This window comes from Rhizobium sp. BK008 (assembly GCF_014197345.1).
Classification (GTDB): domain Bacteria; phylum Pseudomonadota; class Alphaproteobacteria; order Rhizobiales; family Rhizobiaceae; genus Rhizobium; species Rhizobium anhuiense.
Genome location: NZ_JACIFK010000001.1, coordinates 2111874 through 2131471, shown reverse-complemented (window position 1 = coordinate 2131471; position 19598 = coordinate 2111874). Strand labels below are relative to the sequence as shown.

The window sequence follows — 19598 nt, the reverse complement described above, 5'->3', positions numbered from 1 at the left end:
TTGGAAATCTGCAGTTACGCTACTACGGATTGGGCCCGCTTTATATTTGCGGACTTCTAAATTTCCGTTGAAAGGAACGGCAAACGAAGTCCAAATTACGGCGGAACGTTTGTCTCATCCTTACAGTGCCGCGCGTCTTTCAGACGCGCAAAGGACACTGTAACACTTTCAATCCTCGCATCGTGCTCTGCGAAAATCCATTCCGATTTTCGGAGAGCACGATGCGTTGGAGATGTCATTCCCAAGACTTCATCCACAGCTGCAATGGCCCGGATTCCTTGCCCGCCGGCCGCTTCTGGGCTAGTCAGGACCTATGGGACAAGAGATTTTGCCGCCTTCCGGCGGAGACGACGACAACATCCAGCCGGTCGACCTCAAGGCGGCGCTCGAGCAGCGTTACCTTGCCTATGCGCTGTCGACCATCATGCACCGCGCTTTGCCTGACGTGCGCGACGGGCTGAAGCCCGTCCATCGCCGCATCGTCTATGCGATGAACGAGATGGGGCTGAGACCGAATACAGCCTTCAGGAAATGCGCCAAGATCGTCGGCGAAGTGATGGGTAACTACCATCCGCACGGCGACCAGTCGATCTACGATGCGCTTGCCCGTCTCGCCCAGGATTTCTCGCAGCGCTACACGCTGGTCAACGGCCAGGGCAATTTCGGCAATATCGACGGCGACAGCCCCGCCGCCATGCGTTACACCGAATCGAAGATGACGGCGGTCTCCGAACTGCTGCTCGAGGGCATCGATCAGGATGCCGTCGATTTCCGTGATACTTACGACGAATCGAATACCGAGCCGGTCGTCCTTCCCGGCGCCTTCCCGAATCTGCTCGCCAACGGCTCCTCCGGCATCGCCGTCGGCATGGCGACCTCGATCCCGTCGCACAATGCCCACGAGCTTTGCGATGCCGCCCTGCATCTGATCAAGCATCCGGATGCCACCGTCGAAAAGCTCGTCGAATTCATTCCCGGCCCGGACTTCCCGACCGGCGGCATCATCATCGACAGCCGCGACAGCATCATCGAGAGCTATCGTACCGGCCGCGGGGGTTTCCGCGTGCGGGCGAAATGGCAGACGGAAGATCTCGGCCGCGGCGGCTACCAGATCGTCATCACCGAAATTCCCTTCCAGGTGCAGAAATCGCGGCTGATCGAGAAGATCGCCGAGCTGCTGATCGCCCGCAAGCTGCCGTTGCTGGAGGATATCCGCGACGAATCGGCCGAGGACATCCGCGTTGTGCTGGTGCCGAAGACCCGCAGCGTCGATCCGACGATCCTGATGGAATCGATGTTCAAGCTGACGGAGCTCGAGAGCCGCTTCCCGCTCAACATGAACGTGCTGTCCATGGGCCGCATCCCGCGGGTCATGGCGTTGAACGAAGTGCTGAAGGAGTGGCTGGACCACCGCCGCGAAGTCCTGCAGCGCCGCTCGCGCTTCCGCCTGGCGGCGATCGACAGGCGCCTCGAAATCCTCGGCGGTCTTCTGGTCGCCTATCTCAACATCGACGAGGTCATCCGCATCATCCGCGAGGAGGATGAGCCGAAGCCGGTCATGATGGCGCGCTGGGATCTGACCGACAATCAGGTCGAGGCGATCCTCAACATGCGGCTGCGCGCCTTGCGCAAGCTGGAAGAGTTCGAGATTCGCAAGGAATTCGACGAACTCACCAGGGAAAAGGGCGAGATCGAGACGCTGCTTGCCTCCGACGACAAGCAGTGGCAGACGGTCGCCTGGGAAATCGGCGAAGTGAAGAAGAAATTCGCCAAGGCGACCGAGGTCGGCCGCCGCCGCACCCAGTTTGCCGATGCGCCTGAGACCGACGAGGAAGCGATCCAGCAGGCGATGATCGAGAAGGAACCGATCACTGTCGTCATTTCCGAAAAGGGCTGGATCCGCGCGCTGAAGGGCCATATCGCCGATACGGCGACGCTGACCTTCAAGGAAGGCGATGGCTTGAAGATAGCCTTCCCGGCGCAGACGACGGACAAGATCCTGATCGTCACGACCGGCGGCAAGGCTTTCACACTCGGCGGCGACAAGCTGCCGGGTGGCCGCGGCCACGGCGAGCCGTTGCGCATCATTGTCGATATGGACAACGACCAGGCGGTGCTGACCGCTTTCGTCCATGATCCCTCGCGCAAGCAGCTGATCGTCTCCACAGCCGGCAACGGTTTCGTCGTTGCGGAAGCCGAGCTGGTCGCCAACACCCGCAAGGGCAAGCAGATCATGAACGTCGCGCTGCCCGAGGAAACGCAATTGCTCGTGCCCGTCAGCGGGGACCATGTCGCCGTCGTCGGCGAAAACCGCAAGCTGCTGGTCTTTCCGCTGGTGCAGGTGCCGGAAATGTCGCGCGGCAAGGGCGTGCGCCTGCAGCGTTACAAGGATGGCGGTATTTCCGACGTCCGCTGCTTCGCGATATCAGACGGCCTCGTCTGGGAAGACAGTGCCGGCCGCACCTTCACGAAGAACAAGGACGAGCTTGCCGAATGGCTGGCAGACCGCGCCACCGCCGGCCGCACCGTGCCGAAGGGCTTCCCGCGCAGCGGTAAATTCGCCGGCTGAGGCATAAATTCCGCGCTTGTCTCTTGGCGGGCGCGGCAACTCCTCTATCTCATTGCTGTTACCAAAAATATGAAAGGCCGGCTCCGGAGGCGGACGGAATGGCCGCAGGCCGCGCACGGAAGGAGTGTGCGCGCACTACCGGAGGAAAATCGATGCCCGCCAGCACCATCAAATTGCATGTCAGCCGCACCTACGGGGTGCCGCCTGCTGTCGTCTACGACGCCTGGCTCAATCCCGAAATCGCCCGCCGCTTCCTGTTTGCCACCGATGATGGCCATGTCATCCGCGCTGAGATCGATCCGCATGTCGGCGGCCGTTTCTTCGTGGTCGACCGCCGCCCGACCGGCGACGCCTTCCACCAGGGAGTCTTCCTGGAACTGAAGCGCCCACGACGCATGGTCTTCAGCTTCTCCGTCGAGGAGCATGATCACAATTGCGACCGCGTCGAAATCGAGATCGAGCCTCTTGGCGGCGGCAGCCGCCTGACGTTGACCCACGAAATGTGCGCCGAATGGGCCGAACACGAGGAAAAGACCCGGCAAGGCTGGGCGCATGTGATCGAGGGGCTTGGCAGGGAACTGGAGCAGCAGCAGTTCAAGGCGACGGGTTGAGCGCTATGCTGAAATCCCGAAGGAAGCGGGTCGCGCCTTCCTCGTCGATCTCGCCGGCGGCGACGTCGAGTACAAATGCAATAACCTGCGCGTTATCGGCATTGATGACGTAGCGGTTGATATAGAAACGTAAACGCCGCGAGATAGCCGGTACGCTTGTTTCCATCCTTGAATGGGTGGTTTCTAACAATGGCGTAGAGATAGGCTGCGGCGAATACGAAGATATCGGTTTCGCCATGTGCCGCCTTGTCGAGCGGCCGTGCCAAACTGGTTTCCAATGCGTTGGCATCCCGGAGGCCAGACAGACCGCCGTGCTCGGCGATCTGCTCGTCATGCATATTTTCAATCGCCTGGCGGATTCGCGGAGCGCCACTCGATATTTTTCCATGCCGATGCGGGCTGCCCGCACTTGCTCGGCAAGGTCCGCCGATTCCGGCACGAGCCGAATATTACCCTCGACCTCTCGCAATTCGAGGCTGTCGCCGCGGCTCAAGCCCAGCCGCTGCAGTACCTCTTTAGGGATAATAACGCCCTGGGAATTGCCGACCTTGCGGATTGTGCCCTTCATCATTTTATCCCCTGTAATAACGGAGTTACAACATCGGTCCGATCCGGCGGCAACGTCCTATTCCGCTGGTTGCCTGATGCTCTTCTCCCGCACCATCCAGAAGCAATGCCCGGCGATCGCCGTCACCAGGATGCCGCCGCCGACCAGCGTCATCGCCGCCGGCGTTTCGGCGAAGATCAGCCAAACCCAGATCGGCGCGAGCACGGTCTCCAGCAGATAGAACATGCCGACTTCAGGCGCGGAAAGATAACGCGGCCCCGTTGCAAGGCACCAGAAGGCGACCGGCATCATGATGGCGCCATTCAAGAGGATCCAGCCGGGATGGGCGATGGAAAATCCCAAGGGCAGAGCTTGCGCGAGGCCGAGGGCGGCCGGCAGGATGGCGGCAAGCAGCGGCACGAAGCCCATTTCCCGGCGCGAGCCACGTCCGATGGTGATGGCTGCGGCAAGAATAAGCGCGCTGAGAAGCGCCATGGCGTCGCCAAAAATATGGCCGCTCGCAAGCCCTTCGCGCACGATCAGCCCGACGCCGAAGATCATGAACAGCATGGCGATCAGCGTCGCGGCCTGCGGCTTCTCCTTCAGGAAAATCCAGGAAAGCAGGGCAGCGAACATCGGGTTGAAGGCGACGATGAAGACGACATTGGCTGTGGCCGTATTGAAGACTGAAAGCACGAAGGTGAGGGAGGAGAGGCCGTAAAGCAGGCCGGCGAATAGGCCTGCTCGCCCAGGAATGAGGACCGGCCATTTGCCCGAGGCAAGGCGCATTGCTCCAAGGATGACGAGCGTCGCAAGAATCGTTGCTGCGCTTCGTATTCCCAGGATCGACCAGATGTCGCCATTGCCAAGACGGACGAGCGGGATATCCATCGAAAGCGCCAGCCCGCCGATCGCCGTCAGCAGCAGACCCTTCCGATGATCGGAAAGAGCGGTGGGGAACATTCAGTCGTGGGTGCTTTCGGGCATGGAGGCGGGATCGAAACGTTCCCAGCCGCGCGGCGTCAGATGCTCCTGCGGCTGGAAGCGCGTCTTGTAGTCCATTTTCCGCGACCCTTGAACCCAGTAGCCGAGATAGACGTGCGGCAGTCCCAGCGCTTTCGTGCGCCTGATATGGTCGAGAATCATGAAGGTGCCGAGCGAACGCCGATCGAGCGCCGGATTGAAATAGGAATAGACCATCGACAGCCCGTCGCTCATCGTATCGGTCAGCGCTGCGGCAAGCAGTTCGCCCTTCGGCCGCTGCTCCAGTCCGGAGCCTTCCTCGCGCCGGCGGTATTCGATGATTCTCGTATTCACGTGCGTGTCTTCCACCATGATCGCATAGTCGAGCACGGTCATGTCGGACATGCCGCCCTGCTGGTGGCGAAAATCGAGATAACGCCGGAAGAGCGAATATTGCTCGCTGGAAGGCTGGGCGGGGAATTCAGTGGCCATGACGTCGGAATTGGCGGCAAGCACCCGCTTCATCGATTTCGTCGGCTCGAATTCCTGGGCGAGAATGCGCACGGAAACGCAGGCGCGACAGGATTCGCAGGCCGGGCGGTAGGCGATGTTCTGCGAGCGGCGGAAACCGCCCTGCGTCAGGATGTCGTTCATCTCGGCGGCACGCGGGCCGACCAGATGGGTGAACACCTTGCGCTCCATCTCATGCGGCAAATATGGACACGCAGCCGGAGCCGTCAGATAAAACTGCGGGGATGGCGTGGTCTGCGTATTCATTTGTCGCGGAAATTTCCTTGTCGAGACAGTGCCGTTTTCAGACAGCATGACCTAAGAATAGAAAACGTCAACAGCGGGGCGGGTTTCGCCCTTCATTTCAGTCTTCTAATTTTAGATATGGAGCGTCCGAAGTTCCCGGCAAAGGCAAGGCGGAGACTTTATTTCGTCTCCGCCCTCCCAAAAAGCCCAAAGTTGCAATGAGGCTCTGAGCCAGGGTCTCAGGCTGTGCGCACCGTTGCCGTGCCGACCAGCAGGTCGTGGACGAGACGGCTGCGCTCGATGAACAGGCCGGCCAGCAGGATGAGCGGCGTCAGCACCGAGTTGAGGATCCAGAACAGCGCCAGATGCACGATCGCCGTCATGAAATCCATCGGCCGCCCATCGACGCGCACGATTGCGATTCCCATGGCGCGCATGCCGAGCGAGGCCTGGCTCGGTCCGCCCACCGTCAGGCCGAAATAAATGCCGGCGACGATGACGAAGAGGGCAGGGTAGAGAAAGAAGCCGAGCCCCAGCGTGACGATCGACAGGAAGAACAGTACGATCGCCGCGGGAATGCAGAGCAGCGCCACGATGACGTAATCGAGGATGAAGGCGAGGACACGGCGGCTCAACACGCCGCTATAGGCGCGCCAGTCCTCCGGTGCGGCATAAAGCGGATTGGGGTTGTAGCTCATCTCAATCTCCTGCGGAAAAACGATGCCGCTGATATGGTATCGGCAGGGCAAAATGCAATAATCTGCCCCCAAATCGCCAATCTGCTTGAAATCACCGCTTCGCGAGAATCCTCGCCACCTCGACCGCGAAATAGGTGAGGATGCCGTCGCATCCTGCCCGCTTGAACGACAGCAGCGTTTCGAGCATCGCCCGCTCGCCGTCGATCCAGCCGTTCATCGCCGCAGCCTTGATCTGCGTATATTCGCCGGAAACCTGGTAGGCGAAGGTCGGCAAGCCGAAGGCCTCCTTTATCCGCCAGCAGATATCGAGATAGGGCAGGCCGGGCTTGACCATCAGCATGTCGGCGCCCTCTTCGACGTCGAGGGCCGCGTCGCGGACTGCCTCGGTGCCGTTGGCGGGGTCGAGATAATAGGTCTTCTTGTCGCCTTTCAGCAGCCCGCCCGTCGAGATCGCCTCGCGATAGGGACCGTAGAAGGCGGAGGCGAATTTCGTCGCATAGCTCATGATGCCGACGTTCTGGTGGCCGGCCGCATCGAGCGCCATGCGGATCGCGCCGATACGCCCATCCATCATCTCCGATGGTGCGATGATGTCGGCGCCGGCATCCGCCTGCATCACGGCGGCGCGCGCCACCTGGTCGACCGTTTCGTCATTGACGATTTCGCCGTCTCTCAGAATGCCGTCATGGCCGTGGCTGGTGAAGGGATCGAGCGCGACGTCGGTGATGACGCCGATATTGGGCACCGCCTTCTTGATCGCTGCCGTCGCCTGGTTGATCAGATTGTTGGCTTCGAGGCTGTTCGAGCCGGTCTCGTCGCGCAATTCTATCTCGATATTCGGAAAGGTGGCAAGTGCCGGAATGCCGAGGCCGGCCGCTTCACGCGCGGCTTCCACGGCTTTGTCGATGCTCATCCGGTTGACGCCGGGCATGGCCGGGATCGGATCGACGATGCCGGAACCCGGGACGATGAAGATCGGCCAGATCAGGTCGTCGACCGTCAGCCGGTTCTCCTGCACCAGCCGGCGTGTCCAATCCGCCTTGCGGTTGCGCCGCATGCGGCGATGGCCGGTGATCTCGTCGACGAGATGAGTCCTGTCCTGCATGATATCTGTCCCAAGCCCATTCCATTTATCCGAGCGCTCATTATCATGGCGCCCGGAAAATCCAAACCGGACGATTGGCCGCGGCGGAAAACCTCCGGCGCATAACCGCGAAATTTGGAGTCGATTTTCAGGGTTATGCGCCAACGCAATGTGATAGAGCGTCCTCAGCCCGTCTTGTCAGATGCGCGGGCGCCTTTGTGAAGATGCAACCCCAAACCGATGTCTGCGCTATGGAAACCGATTCCCCGACGATACCGAAACGCACGCTGGCGGATATCCTCTTCATTCTCTTCCTGAGGCTGGTTGCCGTCTCCTGCTTCTGGTTCGGCCTGCAATATTGGGCGATGCTCGTCGGCTATTCGCTGGTCGGCGCCGGCCGCTTCGATCTTTTGAGCCTGCCGTGGAAGGTGGCGAGCACCAGTCTCGCCGTGCTTTTCCCCGTTGCCTCCCTCGGTCTCTGGCTCACCGTTTCCTGGGGACCGGTGATCTGGGTGCTCGCTGCCGGCGGGCAGATCCTGATGTATGGCCTGCTGCCGGATATTTTCGGCCCCAACCAGCTGATCATCCTGCTGCATGTCTTGGTCGCCGTCGTTTACTGGATTTTCCGCCTGCTGCTGTGGCTGGAAAAGCGCCGGCATCGCCGCCAGGTAAGCGTTGATTTACCCTGAGACAACGTGGAGTTACCGGTAAGGCTCCGTTAAGCCTGCGGTTTAAGTCGAATTTTATATGTATTCGATAGGGTCTCACTCAAGGCGGGAAGAAAACACACCGCCAAACAAACAGTGAGGCAGTTAATATGAATACGAAAATCAAGCCGCAGGCGGTATCGACCTTCCGTGACCAGCAGGATCATGACATCCGTGATCTTTACATGGAATCCCTTCATCTCGTTGAACGTCTGCACCGTCGTCTTCTCGATGTCATCAAGGACGAATTCGACCGTCAGGGTCGCAGCGACGTCAACGCCATCCAGGCGCTGCTCCTTTTCAACATCGGCAATTCCGAACTGACCGCCGGCGAGCTGCGCTCGCGTGGCTACTATCTCGGCTCCAACGTTTCCTACAACGTCAAGAAGCTGGTCGATCTCGGCTTCATCAACCACCAGCGCTCGCGCATCGACCGCCGCTCGGTCCGCATCAGCCTGACCGAAACCGGCCAGGACATCGCCGAAACGGTGGCCAAGCTCTACGAACGCCACATCGCCTCGATCGATAAGGTCGGCGGCATTGGCACCGATGAGTTCACACAGATGAACAAGCTGCTCCAGCGTCTCGATCGCTTCTGGAACGATCAGATCCTGTACCGCCTCTAAAACCCGGACCTCCTTTCAGGGTTGCAGAAAATCGGACGTGTTCCCTGCACGTCCGATTTGCCGTTTGATCCGCGTGGCATCTTTGCAACGCATGGCTGACAAGCGCAAAGCCCGGTATTCAAGCCGTTTTTTAGCCGTTATTAACCGGCACGGTTTACCCCGTCATATGGTTCGTTGCGTCGTGTTCCCGGCAGCCGACAGTCCTTCTGCCGACCTGGCAACACGAATTGGCCATATTGGTGTGGCAGCGGAAGGCTTAACAACCGGCGCTTTCAATGGACCGATCAGAGTTCAGGCTTTCTCATCGCAATCTTGTGATGGGGGAGGCGGAGTTTTTTGATACGCCGGGACAACGAATGGACAGGGATCTGCGTTAAAGCGCAGTGATTTCGCAAAGAGCCGCGGCTTGTTCTTATGGCGGCATTGAGTGGTTGGGACTATGTCGAAGAAAAACGGAATTGAAGCTCTCTCTCGCCGCGCTTTCCTTGCGTCCGCGGCAACGGTTGGCGCCAGCGCGATCGCGGCGCCGGCATTTGCGCAATCGGCGCTCGATACGCTGATCAACGCGCCGCGCCGCGGCAACTGGGACGACCAGTTCGACGCCAAGGCGGCGTCGCGCACGGCGACCGCCATGGTTTCCAACACGCCGATCCTTGGGCCCCAATCTGTCGCGAGCGCCCAGCAGGCAATCATGCAGTATCAGCAGATCGCCGCAGCCGGAGGCTGGCCCGAGGTCAATCCCGGTGATCAGCGCCTGCAACTCGGCGTCAGCTCTCCCGCCGTCCAGGCGCTGCGCCAGCGTCTCGCGATCACCGGCGATCTGCCGCGCGAGGCCGGCCTGTCCAACGCCTTCGATTCCTATGTCGACGGCGCCGTCAAGCGCTTCCAGGCGCGTCACGGTCTGCCGGCCGATGGCGTTCTCGGCGAATTCACCCTGAAGGCGATGAACATCCCCGCCGATGTTCGCCTGCAGCAGCTGAACACCAATGTCGTCCGTCTGCAGACCTTCCCCGAGGACTTGGGCCGCCGTCACCTGATGGTCAATATCCCGGCCGCCTATGTCGAGGCCGTCGAAGACGGCAGTGTCGCGACGCGTCACACCGCGGTCGTCGGCCGCTTGAGCCGCCCGACGCATCTGGTCAATTCGAAGATCTACGAGGTCATCCTCAATCCTTACTGGACGGCGCCGCGCTCGATCGTCGAGAAGGACATCATGCCGCTGATGCGCAAGGATCCGACCTATCTCGAAAAGAACGCCATCCGCCTGATCGACGGCAAGGGCAACGAAGTCGCCCCCGAAACCGTCGACTGGAACGGCGAGGCGCCGAACCTGATGTTCCGACAGGACCCCGGCAAGATCAACGCCATGGCGTCGACGAAGATCAACTTCTACAACAAGAACGGCGAGTACATGCACGACACGCCGCAGCAGGGCCTGTTCAACAAGCTGATGCGCTTCGAATCCTCGGGCTGCGTCCGCGTGCAGAACGTGCGCGACCTGACCAACTGGCTGCTGCGCGAGACCCCCGGCTGGAGCCGCCAGCAGATGGAGCAGGTGATCGCCACCGGCGTCAACACGCCGATCAAACTCGCGGCGGAAGTTCCGGTTTACTTCGTCTATATCTCTGCCTGGGGCATGCCCGACGGCATCGTCCAGTTCCGTGACGACATCTATCAGATGGACGGCAATGCCGAGCTGGCGCTCGACACCACGGCTGGCATGGAACAGCCGGTTCAGTAAGCGGCAAGCTCTGCATCGCAATTTGAGAACCGCGCTTTCGGGCGCGGTTTTTTTATGCCGGGAGGGGCTCTCCATAAAATGGCCGCCAGGCATCGGCGCGGCGCGGCCGGAAAAGAGCGTGAGCGCGCGCTTTGCTCAGCAAATGTCGTTCTTCGTATTGCCCTTGCCACAGCGGAAGGCTAATACCTCAGCGCATTCCAGTTGAGGAGCCCGCCCATGACCAATGCTTCCACCGAATCCTTCTTCAATCGCTCGCTTGCGGACGTCGATCCGGACATTTTCAGCGCGATCGGAAAGGAGCTCGGTCGCCAACGGCACGAGATCGAACTGATCGCTTCTGAGAACATCGTCTCCCGCGCCGTGTTGGAAGCCCAGGGCTCCATCATGACCAACAAATATGCCGAGGGTTATCCCGGCAAGCGTTATTACGGCGGCTGCCAGTTCGTCGATATCGCCGAGGAACTGGCGATCGAGCGCGCCAAGAAGCTGTTCGGCGTCAATTTCGCCAACGTCCAGCCGAATTCCGGTTCGCAGATGAACCAGGCCGTGTTCCTGGCGCTCCTGCAGCCCGGCGACACTTTCATGGGTCTCGACCTGAATTCGGGCGGCCATCTCACGCATGGTTCGCCGGTCAACATGTCCGGCAAGTGGTTCAACGTCGTTTCCTACGGCGTGCGCGAAGGCGATAACCTGCTCGACATGGGTGAGGTCGCCCGCAAGGCCGAAGAAACCAAGCCGAAGCTCATCATCGCCGGCGGCACTGCCTATTCCCGCATCTGGGACTGGAAGCGCTTCCGCGAGATCGCCGACAGCGTCGGCGCCTATCTGATGGTCGACATGGCCCATATTGCCGGCCTCGTCGCCGGTGGCGTTCATCCGTCGCCGTTCCCGCATTGCCATGTCGCGACGACGACGACCCACAAGTCGCTGCGCGGCCCGCGCGGCGGCGTCATCCTCACCAATGACGAGGATCTGGCGAAGAAATTCAATTCGGCCGTTTTCCCCGGCCTGCAGGGTGGTCCGCTGATGCACATCATCGCCGCCAAGGCCGTTGCCTTCGGCGAGGCACTGCAGCCGGAATTCAAGGATTATGCCGCTCAGGTCGTCAAGAATGCCAAGGCGCTCGCTGAAACGCTGATATCAGGCGGCCTCGACGTCGTCTCCGGCGGCACCGACAACCACCTGATGCTGGTCGACCTGCGCAAGAAGAACGCCACCGGCAAGCGCGCCGAGGCAGCGCTCGGCCGTGCCTACGTCACCTGCAACAAGAATGGCATTCCCTTCGATCCGGAAAAGCCCTTCGTCACCTCGGGTGTGCGCCTGGGCGCACCGGCCGGCACCACCCGTGGCTTCAAGGAAGCGGAATTCCGCGAAATCGGCAATCTCATTGTCGAGGTTCTCGACGGCCTGAAGGTCGCCAATTCCGATGAAGGCAATGCCGCCGTAGAAGCCGCCGTGCGCGGCAAGGTGGTCAATCTCACCGACCGCTTCCCCATGTATGGCTACATGGGATAAGGAGTAGGGATGCGCTGCCCCTATTGCGGTTCGGAAGATACTCAGGTCAAGGATTCGCGCCCGGCGGAGGACAACACCTCCATCCGCCGGCGGCGCATCTGTCCGGATTGCGGCGGTCGCTTCACCACCTTCGAGCGCGTGCAGCTGCGCGAGCTGATGGTCATCAAGAAGACCGGCCGCAAGGTGCCATTCGACCGCGACAAGCTGGTGCGCTCTTTCGAGGTGGCGCTACGCAAGCGCCCGGTCGAGCGGGATCGCATCGAGCGCGCCGTCTCCGGCATCGTCCGCCGGCTTGAAAGCTCCGGCGAAACCGAGATCTCTTCCGAGCAGATCGGCCTGCAGGTGCTGGAGGCGATGAAGAGCCTCGATGATGTCGGCTTCGTGCGCTACGCCTCGGTCTATCGGGATTTCTCGCTTGCCGAGGATTTCGAGAAGGTCATTTCGGAAATCAACGCCAAGATTGCCCGCGACCCGCTGGACAGGTGAGCCATGAGCATCACGCCGCATGACGAACGTTTCATGGCGGCGGCGATCCGCCTGTCGCGCTGGCATCTCGGCCGCACCGCTACCAACCCCTCCGTCGGATGCGTGATCGTCAGGGATGGCGTCATCGTCGGCCGGGCGGTGACGGCGCTCGGGGGCCGCCCGCATGCCGAGACGCAGGCGCTGGCTGAAGCCGGCGCGCTCGCCCGCGGCGCCACCGCCTATGTGACGCTCGAACCTTGCTCGCATCACGGCAAGACGCCGCCCTGTTCCGAGGCGCTGATCGCCTCTGGCGTTGGCCGCGTCGTCATCAGCGTCACCGATCCAGATCCGCGTGTCTCGGGCCGCGGCATCGCCATGCTGCGTGAAGCCGGCATACAGGTGGATGCCGGTGCTCTGGAGGAAGAGGGCCGGCGTTCGATTGCCGCCTATCTCACCCGCCAGACGAAGAACCGGCCCTATGTGACTCTCAAGCTTGCCGTTTCCGCCGACGGCATGGTCGGCCGTCAGGGGGAGGGACAGGTGGCAATCACCGGCCCGCTTGCCCGCGCGCAGGTGCATGCGCTGCGCGCCGAAACCGATGCGATCCTCGTCGGCATCGGCACGGCGATTGCGGACGATCCGCTGCTGACGGTGCGAACACCAGGTCTCGAAGCCCAGTCCCCGATCCGCATCGTTCTCGATCCCACCCTGGCATTGCCGCTGACCAGCAAGCTCGCCCTGACGGCGCGGGACGTGCCTGTCATCGTGGTGGCGAGTGAGGAAGTGTGGCCTTTGTCGGCGGATGCGGAGGGGCTACCCCCCTCTATCCTGCCGGACACCTCCCCACCTGTGGGGGGTCCGAAGGACGGGTCGAGACCTGTGGCTCGGCCCCGGTACTCCGGCAGGGCAGAAGGCGGTACCCCACCCACAGACGCTACCGACATGGACTCGCGCCGCGCCGCACTCGAAGCCGCCGGCGTCGAGATCGTCTATTGCAATCCTTACCATCCGGAAATCCTGCTGCCGGCACTCGCAACACGCGGTATTTCCTCGCTTCTGGTCGAGGGCGGCGCAAAGACGGCGCGGCTTTTCCTCGAGGCTGGCCTCGTCGACCGTATCCAGCTTTATCAGGCGCCTGTCGTTATCGGCCAGCGCGGTATTGAATCGCCGCTTGATGCAACCGACATACCATCGGGTTTTGCCCATAGGGGCACGCGGATGTTCGGCGAAGATCGCCTGGACGAATATGAAAGAGGGTTTTGATGTTCACCGGAATAGTCACCGATGTCGGCACGGTCGAATCCGTTTCCCCGTTGAAGGAAGGCATCCGCCTGCGGGTCGCGACCGCCTATGATCCCGCGACCATCGACATGGGCGCCTCGATCTCGCATGCCGGCATCTGCCTGACCGTCACCGCCCTGCCGGCCGAAGGCAGCAACGGCCGCTGGTACGAGGTCGAGGCCTGGGAGGAGGCGCTCCGGCTGACGACGATCGGCACCTGGCGGGAAGGCAGCCGCATCAATCTCGAACGGTCGCTGAAGATCGGCGATGAGCTCGGCGGCCATATCGTTTCCGGCCATGTCGACGGCAAGGCGGAAATCCTCTCGGTGACATCGGAGGGTGACGCCACGCGCTACCGCCTGCGTGCGCCCGAACACCTCGCAAAATTCGTCGCCCCCAAGGGTTCGATCGCACTCGACGGCACCTCGCTGACGGTCAATGCGGTCGACGGCACGGATTTCGACGTGCTGCTCATCCGCCATACGCTCGAAGTCACCACCTGGGGCGACCGCAAGGCCGGCGATTTCGTCAATTTCGAGGTTGATACCATGGCGCGTTACGCCGCCCGGCTGGCCGAATTCCCCAGCGCCTCAGCCTGAAATGTGCCCCTCACCCTAACCTGCCGGGGTCGAGCCACTCGTATCGCCCCGTCCTTCGGACCCCCGTAAAAGCGGGGCGAGGGGACGTGCCATGCGAGACGCCGGCGAAGGACGGAGAGGTCGCCGCATATTCCCTTCGCCCCGTTTACGGGGAGAAGGTGCCGGCAGGCGGATGAGGGGCCGCTACCGCGAAAACTGAATAATCTCGCCATTGTATTGCGTCCGCGCCGTCTCGCGAAAACCGAGCTTGGCTGCCACCCGCAACGAAGCCTCATTCTCGGGGCTGATGATGCAGCTCATTGGTTTTCCTGGGAAATGCACCTCCGCCCAGCCGATCAGGATTGCCAGCGCCTCGGTGGCATAACCGCGGCCGTGTGCTAAGGGCATCAGCGCCCAGCCGACTTCCATCGTCCCTTCGATCGACGGTTCCATCTCGCGGCGGGCTTCGAGGAAGCCCGCTTCGCCGATGAACCGGCCGCTCTCTTTTTCGATGATCGCCAGAAAGCCGAAGCCCATATGATGCCACATGCCGGCGAGGCGCAGCATGCGGCTCCAGCTCTGCTCGCGCGTCGATGGCACGCCGGTGATGAAGCGAACGACGTCCTCGTTTGCCCATAATGCCGCATGCGCCTCGAAATCGTCGAGGCGGTGAGGGCGCATCGTCAGCCGCGCCGTTTCGAAGGTCGGAATGTCGGTCACATCAGGTCCTTATGGAAATCGCGCCCTCAGGCGCCGGGCTCGCCGTCCCAATAATCGAGATCACCTTCCGGCCGTCCGATGTGGCGGAAGCGCCCGGCTTTTGTGCCGTCCCTGTTGGTCTTGGCAAGGAACTTTCCGGAATCGGGATATTCGACGATCTCGGTCTTCGCCATCGTCGAGATGCCGAGATAGACAAGCGTCGTCGTGCCGGTGTTGATGATTTGGTGCGCCGTTTCCGGCCCGCCAGCCGGCGCGCCGAGCACGTCGCCCGCCCTGATCGGATGGCGCGCGTCGCCGAAGCGGTATTCGCCGGTGCCTGCGATTATATGGAAGAGTTCGTCTTCGACATGATGATTGTGGAAGGGACAGCCCGACTTGCCTGGCGGTACCTCGTTGTAGCTGACGCCGAGTCCGGCGAGGCCGAGAAGCGTGCCGAACGAGGTGTCGACGCTTTCATAGAACTCGCCCTGTTTCCAATGGTCGAGCTTGAGATCGGCGGTATTGATCACCGCCTTCGGTTCCATCGCCATGATGTTCTCCTGTTGCAGGAAGAGAAACTATCATCGCGCCGGAAAATTCAATGCCTATCTCGGAAATCCCCGGCATGGGCGGAGAGGAGACCGCCGCCCATGCTGTGAGCGGCCGCGCATGGAATGGAACACGCTAGGGACGCTCGATCACTTCAACCCACGCATACCCCCGAAGATCGATTCCGATCTCGGGGGTATGCGCTGGAGCGTCAGCGGACGTAGAAGGTCAAGCTTCCGTCGGCTGCCTGCTCGGCGTTGACGATGTTGCGGACGTCGACGCCTTCATTGTTGAGCCGGTGGGCCAGCGATCTGTTGGCGTCGATCGAGGCCTGGATGCCGCGAACGGCCTGACCGGAGCGTTCCGGCGCCGAGCGCGGACCGGTCGTTTCGTCGTCGAGATTGCGCCAGTTATGGACCTGCTCGACATTGAAATCATTGCCGTGGAAGGTCCGGAGTGTCTGTTCGATGCCCTGGGCCGTGTTCATTCCAAGGCTTTCGGCCCGGCTGACGCCGGCAAATGCGAGCGAGGACAGGGCTGCGGCGAGGGTGATGGTGACAACGCGGTTCATGATGGTATCCTTTCATCTGCTTTGACGGTCGACTGTCGTTGCAGGGGATCGTCTGCGTCACGACATGGAATTGGCGTCGCCCCCTTCGCGATTCAATGGGTTAAGCCACTGAAAATCCATTAAGAATTGTTCATGAAAACCGCCTTCGAATTGCCGTTTTCAAGGCATCCGGGAAAGCTGATTTGAAAGGCTTGCCCAGCAGTGCAGGCAGGACGCGGCTATCCCCTTGCAGATATTTCTTCTTTGGCATTGGGGCATCGGGCGAAATTGCTTGCCATTCGGACGAAGGCATGTTTTGACCGCGGGCTGCCGAGTGGGAAATGTCCCGCCAACCGAAGGTGAACCATGCCGAGAGAGACCGCTCCCCATATTTTGATCGTTGAGGCCCGCTTCTACGACGACATGGCCGACGCCCTGCTCGAAGGCGCGACCTTCGCATTGCAAGAAGCCGGCGCCACCTTCGAGGTGGTCACCGTTCCCGGCGCACTGGAAATTCCGGCGGCGATTGCCATGTCGCTCGATGGAGACGACAATGGCGGCACGCATTATGACGGCTATGTCGCCCTCGGCATGGTCATTCGCGGCGAGACCTATCACTTCGATATCGTGTCGAACGAATCCTCGCGCGCCTTGATGGATCTTGCGGTCAGCGAGTCCCTTGCCATCGGCAACGGCATCCTGACCGTCGAAAACGATGAACAGGCATGGGCGCGCGCGCGCCGCTCGGATAAGGATAAGGGCGGATTTGCCGCTCGTGCAGCTCTGACGATGATCGAGCTGAAGCAGAAACTGGGTGCATAACGAATGAACGACGACAAGACGGAACGGCCGGTCAAGACTGCAAACCAGCGGGGCGCTGCCCGTCTTGCTGCCGTTCAGGCACTTTATCAAATGGATGTCGGCGGCACCGGCGTTCTGGAAATCGTCGCCGAATACGAGGCGCACCGTCTTGGCCAGGAACTCGACGGCGCGACCTATCTGAAGGCCGATGCCGCCTGGTTCCGTTCCATCGTCTCCGGCGTCGTGCGCGATCAGGTCCGCCTCGATCCGCTGATTGCCGCGGCCCTGCAGGATGATTGGGCCTTGTCGCGCCTCGACAGCACCGTGCGCGCCATTCTGCGCGCCGGCGTCTTCGAGATCACCGACCGCAAGGACGTTCCCGTGGCGGTCATCGTCACCGAATATGTCGAGATCGCCCAGGCCTTCTTCGACGACGACGAGCCGAAGCTTGTCAACGCCGTGCTCGACCGCATCGCCAAGCAGGTCCGCGGCGAGGCGAAGAAATAACTCCTTAGCCGCCAAACAATCTCCCTGCGTCTTTCTTCGCACTGCAATGGTTTTCGCCCGTTGCGGTCTTGACGCAACGTGATCGACCACGCAATCTCCGCACCGCTTAGCTGTGGCATTTCTGTGGAGAGGAAGGCGATTCGGCGGCGTATCTGCCGGAGAAGGAGTGATCTCCGGCCTATGGGAGGAACGAGCGAAATGACCATTCTTTTATGCGTAATCGCATGCGGTCTGCTCTCGGTGGTCTATGCCGCCTGGGCAACCCGGTCGGTGCTTGCCGCCGATCAGGGCAATAGCCGCATGCAGGAGATCGCGGGTTACATCCGCGAAGGCGCTCAAGCCTATCTGACGCGCCAGTACAGAACCATTGCCCTTGTCGGCGTTGTTGTTTTCATCGCAGCCTGGCTGCTTCTTTCCGCCACGGCCGCCATCGGTTTCCTGATTGGCGCCGTACTATCAGGCGCTGCCGGTTTCATCGGCATGCATGTCTCCGTCCGCGCCAATGTGCGCACCGCCCAGGCAGCCTCCATCAGCCTTTCCGCTGGCCTCGACATCGCCTTCAAGTCGGGTGCGATCACCGGCATGCTGGTGGCCGGTCTGGCGCTGCTCGGCGTCTCCATCTACTACACTATTTTGACCATCGGGCTCGGCCATGAGAGCGGCTCGCGCGAAGTCATCGATGCGCTGGTGGCGCTCGGCTTCGGCGCTTCGCTGATCTCGATCTTCGCCCGTCTCGGTGGCGGTATCTTCACCAAGGGCGCCGACGTCGGCGGCGACCTCGTCGGCAAGGTGGAAGCCGGCATTCCCGAAGACGATCCGCGCAACCCGGCAACGATTGCCGATAATGTCGGCGACAATGTCGGCGACTGCGCCGGCATGGCCGCCGACCTCTTCGAGACCTATGCGGTCTCGGTCGTCGCCACCATGGTTCTCGCCGCCATCTTCTTTGCCGGCGCGCCGATCCTCCAGTCTGCGATGGTCTATCCGCTGGCGATCTGCGGTGCCTGCATCATCACCTCGATCATCGGCACCTTCTTCGTCAAGCTCGGTGCGAACGGCTCGATCATGGGCGCTCTTTACAAGGGCCTCATCGTCACCGGCCTGCTGTCGATCGTCGGTCTCGGCGCTGCCACCTCGCTGACCATCGGCTGGGGCTCGATCGGCTCCGTCGGCGGCGCCGATATCTCGGGCGCGCACCTCTTCTTCTGCGGCGTCATCGGCCTCGTCGTCACCGCGCTGATCGTGGTGATCACCGAATATTATACAGGCACCGGCAAGCGCCCGGTCGTTTCGATCGCCCAGGCCTCGGTCACCGGTCACGGCACCAACGTCATCCAGGGTCTGGCCGTCTCGCTGGAATCGACGGCACTGCCGGCGATTGTCATCGTCGGCGGCATTCTCGCCACCTACCAGCTCGGCGGCCTGTTCGGCACCGGCATTGCGGTCACGGCGATGCTGGGCATTGCCGGGATGATCGTCGCGCTCGACGCCTTCGGACCGGTGACGGACAATGCCGGCGGTATCGCCGAAATGTCGCATCTGCCGCCGGAAGTGCGCAAATCCACCGACGCGCTCGATGCTGTCGGCAATACGACCAAAGCCGTCACCAAGGGTTATGCCATCGGTTCCGCCGGTCTCGGCGCACTGGTTCTCTTCGCCGCCTACTCCTACGACCTCAAATATTTTGCGGCGAATGGCGACAAGTTCCCTTATTTCGCGGGCATAGGCGAAATTTCCTTCGATCTTTCCAACCCCTACGTCGTGGCGGGATTGATCTTCGGAGGTCTCGTTCCCTACCTCTTCGGCGGCATTGCCATGACCGCCGTCGGCCGTGCGGCCGGCGCGATCGTCGAGGAAGTCCGCCGTCAGTTCAAGGAAAAGCCCGGCATCATGCAGGGCACGGAAAAGCCGGATTACGGCAGGGCCGTCGACCTTCTGACCAAGGCCGCCATCCGCGAGATGATCGTGCCGTCGCTGCTGCCGGTGCTGGCGCCGATCGTCGTCTATTTCGGCGTGCTGCTCATCTCCGGCTCCAAGGCTTCCGCCTTTGCCGCGCTCGGCGCATCGCTGCTCGGCGTCATCATCAACGGCCTCTTCGTCGCCATCTCGATGACATCGGGCGGTGGCGCCTGGGACAATGCCAAGAAGAGCTTCGAGGACGGTTTCGTCGACAAGGACGGCGTGCGTCACATGAAGGGTTCGGATGCGCACAAGGCCTCCGTCACCGGCGATACGGTCGGCGATCCCTACAAGGATACCGCCGGCCCCGCCGTCAACCCGGCGATCAAGATCACCAATATCGTCGCACTTCTGCTGCTCGCCGTTCTTGCTGGCTAGACAGATCAGAGACC

The 19598-nt window shown here is 61.4% G+C and carries 19 protein-coding genes and 2 pseudogenes; 12 read left to right on the top strand and 9 right to left on the bottom strand.

Annotated features, from left to right (window positions below):
• Window positions 1-313: 313 nt before the first annotated feature.
• Window positions 314-2569 (top strand): DNA topoisomerase IV subunit A, encoded by a 2256-nt coding sequence (parC, locus tag FHT69_RS10485; protein WP_183905296.1) that lies wholly within the window; start codon window positions 314-316, stop codon window positions 2567-2569.
• Window positions 2570-2721: 152 nt separating this feature from the next.
• Window positions 2722-3180 (top strand): SRPBCC domain-containing protein, encoded by a 459-nt coding sequence (locus tag FHT69_RS10480; protein WP_063474270.1) that lies wholly within the window; start codon window positions 2722-2724, stop codon window positions 3178-3180.
• On the opposite strand, the pseudogene FHT69_RS10475 reads toward FHT69_RS10480, so the two are convergent.
• The 6 genes and pseudogenes from FHT69_RS10475 to hemB all read right to left on the bottom strand — a co-directional run bounded on the left by FHT69_RS10475 (window position 3164) and on the right by hemB (window position 7249).
• Window positions 3164-3518: pseudogene (locus FHT69_RS10475) on the bottom strand (type II toxin-antitoxin system death-on-curing family toxin). The gene FHT69_RS10480 and the pseudogene FHT69_RS10475 sit on opposite strands and share 17 nt — an antisense overlap.
• A gap of 11 nt (window positions 3519-3529) precedes the next feature.
• Window positions 3530-3748: pseudogene (locus FHT69_RS10470) on the bottom strand (AbrB/MazE/SpoVT family DNA-binding domain-containing protein); the annotation flags it as partial.
• A 57-nt stretch (window positions 3749-3805) separates the two neighbouring features.
• Window positions 3806-4690, bottom strand: a complete 885-nt coding sequence (locus FHT69_RS10465; protein ID WP_063474271.1) for a DMT family transporter — start codon at window positions 4688-4690, stop codon at window positions 3806-3808.
• Window positions 4691-5467, bottom strand: coding sequence for an arginyltransferase (locus FHT69_RS10460; RefSeq protein WP_063474272.1), 777 nt, complete (start codon window positions 5465-5467; stop codon window positions 4691-4693). It lies immediately after the preceding gene.
• A 218-nt stretch (window positions 5468-5685) separates the two neighbouring features.
• Window positions 5686-6144, bottom strand: coding sequence for an RDD family protein (locus FHT69_RS10455; RefSeq protein WP_047616624.1), 459 nt, complete (start codon window positions 6142-6144; stop codon window positions 5686-5688).
• A gap of 91 nt (window positions 6145-6235) precedes the next feature.
• Window positions 6236-7249, bottom strand: coding sequence for a porphobilinogen synthase (gene hemB / locus FHT69_RS10450; RefSeq protein ID WP_183905295.1), 1014 nt, complete (start codon window positions 7247-7249; stop codon window positions 6236-6238).
• 230 nt (window positions 7250-7479) lie between these two features.
• Here hemB and FHT69_RS10445 point away from each other — a divergent pair, with 230 nt between their 5' ends.
• From FHT69_RS10445 to FHT69_RS10415, 7 genes are all read left to right on the top strand, one after another.
• Window positions 7480-7917: a DUF6163 family protein gene (locus FHT69_RS10445; protein ID WP_047616398.1), complete on the top strand. Its 438-nt coding sequence runs from the start codon at window positions 7480-7482 to the stop codon at window positions 7915-7917.
• 128 nt (window positions 7918-8045) lie between these two features.
• Window positions 8046-8561: a transcriptional regulator LdtR gene (ldtR, locus tag FHT69_RS10440; protein WP_003547156.1), complete on the top strand. Its 516-nt coding sequence runs from the start codon at window positions 8046-8048 to the stop codon at window positions 8559-8561.
• A 439-nt stretch (window positions 8562-9000) separates the two neighbouring features.
• Window positions 9001-10302 carry a murein L,D-transpeptidase gene (locus tag FHT69_RS10435; protein ID WP_047616400.1) on the top strand — a complete coding sequence of 434 codons (1302 nt, stop codon included), beginning with the start codon at window positions 9001-9003 and terminating at the stop codon, window positions 10300-10302.
• Between the two features lie 216 nt (window positions 10303-10518).
• The gene (glyA, locus tag FHT69_RS10430) at window positions 10519-11817 is read left to right on the top strand and encodes a serine hydroxymethyltransferase (RefSeq protein ID WP_183905294.1); all 1299 of its coding nucleotides are present in this window, start codon (window positions 10519-10521) and stop codon (window positions 11815-11817) included.
• A 9-nt stretch (window positions 11818-11826) separates the two neighbouring features.
• A complete protein-coding gene (gene nrdR, locus FHT69_RS10425) occupies window positions 11827-12303 on the top strand; it encodes a transcriptional regulator NrdR (RefSeq protein WP_003547190.1) in 477 nt (158 codons plus the stop codon).
• A 3-nt stretch (window positions 12304-12306) separates the two neighbouring features.
• The gene (gene ribD / locus FHT69_RS10420) at window positions 12307-13545 is read left to right on the top strand and encodes a bifunctional diaminohydroxyphosphoribosylaminopyrimidine deaminase/5-amino-6-(5-phosphoribosylamino)uracil reductase RibD (protein WP_063474275.1); all 1239 of its coding nucleotides are present in this window, start codon (window positions 12307-12309) and stop codon (window positions 13543-13545) included.
• The gene (locus FHT69_RS10415) at window positions 13545-14162 is read left to right on the top strand and encodes a riboflavin synthase (protein ID WP_047616404.1); all 618 of its coding nucleotides are present in this window, start codon (window positions 13545-13547) and stop codon (window positions 14160-14162) included. Before ribD ends, FHT69_RS10415 begins: the two co-directional genes overlap by 1 nt.
• 183 nt (window positions 14163-14345) lie before the next feature.
• Here FHT69_RS10415 and FHT69_RS10410 read toward each other — a convergent pair whose 3' ends face one another.
• From FHT69_RS10410 to FHT69_RS10400, 3 genes are all read right to left on the bottom strand, one after another.
• Window positions 14346-14861, bottom strand: a complete 516-nt coding sequence (locus FHT69_RS10410; protein ID WP_063474277.1) for a GNAT family N-acetyltransferase — start codon at window positions 14859-14861, stop codon at window positions 14346-14348.
• Window positions 14862-14887: 26 nt separating this feature from the next.
• Window positions 14888-15391, bottom strand: a complete 504-nt coding sequence (locus FHT69_RS10405) for a cupin domain-containing protein (RefSeq protein WP_097543002.1) — start codon at window positions 15389-15391, stop codon at window positions 14888-14890.
• A gap of 209 nt (window positions 15392-15600) precedes the next feature.
• Complete coding sequence (locus FHT69_RS10400; protein ID WP_047616410.1) at window positions 15601-15960, bottom strand: hypothetical protein; 360 nt, start codon at window positions 15958-15960, stop codon at window positions 15601-15603.
• A 345-nt stretch (window positions 15961-16305) separates the two neighbouring features.
• Between FHT69_RS10400 and ribH the strand changes: the two genes are divergently transcribed.
• From ribH to FHT69_RS10385, 3 genes are all read left to right on the top strand, one after another.
• Window positions 16306-16761 carry a 6,7-dimethyl-8-ribityllumazine synthase gene (gene ribH, locus FHT69_RS10395; protein WP_004674116.1) on the top strand — a complete coding sequence of 152 codons (456 nt, stop codon included), beginning with the start codon at window positions 16306-16308 and terminating at the stop codon, window positions 16759-16761.
• A gap of 3 nt (window positions 16762-16764) precedes the next feature.
• Window positions 16765-17247, top strand: coding sequence for a transcription antitermination factor NusB (nusB, locus tag FHT69_RS10390; protein WP_018241520.1), 483 nt, complete (start codon window positions 16765-16767; stop codon window positions 17245-17247).
• 198 nt (window positions 17248-17445) lie between these two features.
• Window positions 17446-19584, top strand: a complete 2139-nt coding sequence (locus FHT69_RS10385; RefSeq protein ID WP_047616414.1) for a sodium-translocating pyrophosphatase — start codon at window positions 17446-17448, stop codon at window positions 19582-19584.
• Window positions 19585-19598 lie beyond the last annotated feature (14 nt).

What these genes read in the sequence shown, in the direction of transcription:
- parC (WP_183905296.1), top strand. Translation starts at nt 314, where the DNA reads ATGGGACAAGAGATTTTGCCGCCTTCCGGCGGAGACGACGACAACATC.
- FHT69_RS10480 (WP_063474270.1), top strand. Translation starts at nt 2,722, where the DNA reads ATGCCCGCCAGCACCATCAAATTGCATGTCAGCCGCACCTACGGGGTG.
- FHT69_RS10465 (WP_063474271.1), bottom strand. Translation starts at nt 4,690, where the DNA reads ATGTTCCCCACCGCTCTTTCCGATCATCGGAAGGGTCTGCTGCTGACG.
- FHT69_RS10460 (WP_063474272.1), bottom strand. Translation starts at nt 5,467, where the DNA reads ATGAATACGCAGACCACGCCATCCCCGCAGTTTTATCTGACGGCTCCG.
- FHT69_RS10455 (WP_047616624.1), bottom strand. Translation starts at nt 6,144, where the DNA reads ATGAGCTACAACCCCAATCCGCTTTATGCCGCACCGGAGGACTGGCGC.
- hemB (WP_183905295.1), bottom strand. Translation starts at nt 7,249, where the DNA reads ATGCAGGACAGGACTCATCTCGTCGACGAGATCACCGGCCATCGCCGC.
- FHT69_RS10445 (WP_047616398.1), top strand. Translation starts at nt 7,480, where the DNA reads ATGGAAACCGATTCCCCGACGATACCGAAACGCACGCTGGCGGATATC.
- ldtR (WP_003547156.1), top strand. Translation starts at nt 8,046, where the DNA reads ATGAATACGAAAATCAAGCCGCAGGCGGTATCGACCTTCCGTGACCAG.
- FHT69_RS10435 (WP_047616400.1), top strand. Translation starts at nt 9,001, where the DNA reads ATGTCGAAGAAAAACGGAATTGAAGCTCTCTCTCGCCGCGCTTTCCTT.
- glyA (WP_183905294.1), top strand. Translation starts at nt 10,519, where the DNA reads ATGACCAATGCTTCCACCGAATCCTTCTTCAATCGCTCGCTTGCGGAC.
- nrdR (WP_003547190.1), top strand. Translation starts at nt 11,827, where the DNA reads ATGCGCTGCCCCTATTGCGGTTCGGAAGATACTCAGGTCAAGGATTCG.
- ribD (WP_063474275.1), top strand. Translation starts at nt 12,307, where the DNA reads ATGAGCATCACGCCGCATGACGAACGTTTCATGGCGGCGGCGATCCGC.
- FHT69_RS10415 (WP_047616404.1), top strand. Translation starts at nt 13,545, where the DNA reads ATGTTCACCGGAATAGTCACCGATGTCGGCACGGTCGAATCCGTTTCC.
- FHT69_RS10405 (WP_097543002.1), bottom strand. Translation starts at nt 15,391, where the DNA reads ATGGCGATGGAACCGAAGGCGGTGATCAATACCGCCGATCTCAAGCTC.
- FHT69_RS10400 (WP_047616410.1), bottom strand. Translation starts at nt 15,960, where the DNA reads ATGAACCGCGTTGTCACCATCACCCTCGCCGCAGCCCTGTCCTCGCTC.
- ribH (WP_004674116.1), top strand. Translation starts at nt 16,306, where the DNA reads ATGCCGAGAGAGACCGCTCCCCATATTTTGATCGTTGAGGCCCGCTTC.
- nusB (WP_018241520.1), top strand. Translation starts at nt 16,765, where the DNA reads ATGAACGACGACAAGACGGAACGGCCGGTCAAGACTGCAAACCAGCGG.
- FHT69_RS10385 (WP_047616414.1), top strand. Translation starts at nt 17,446, where the DNA reads ATGACCATTCTTTTATGCGTAATCGCATGCGGTCTGCTCTCGGTGGTC.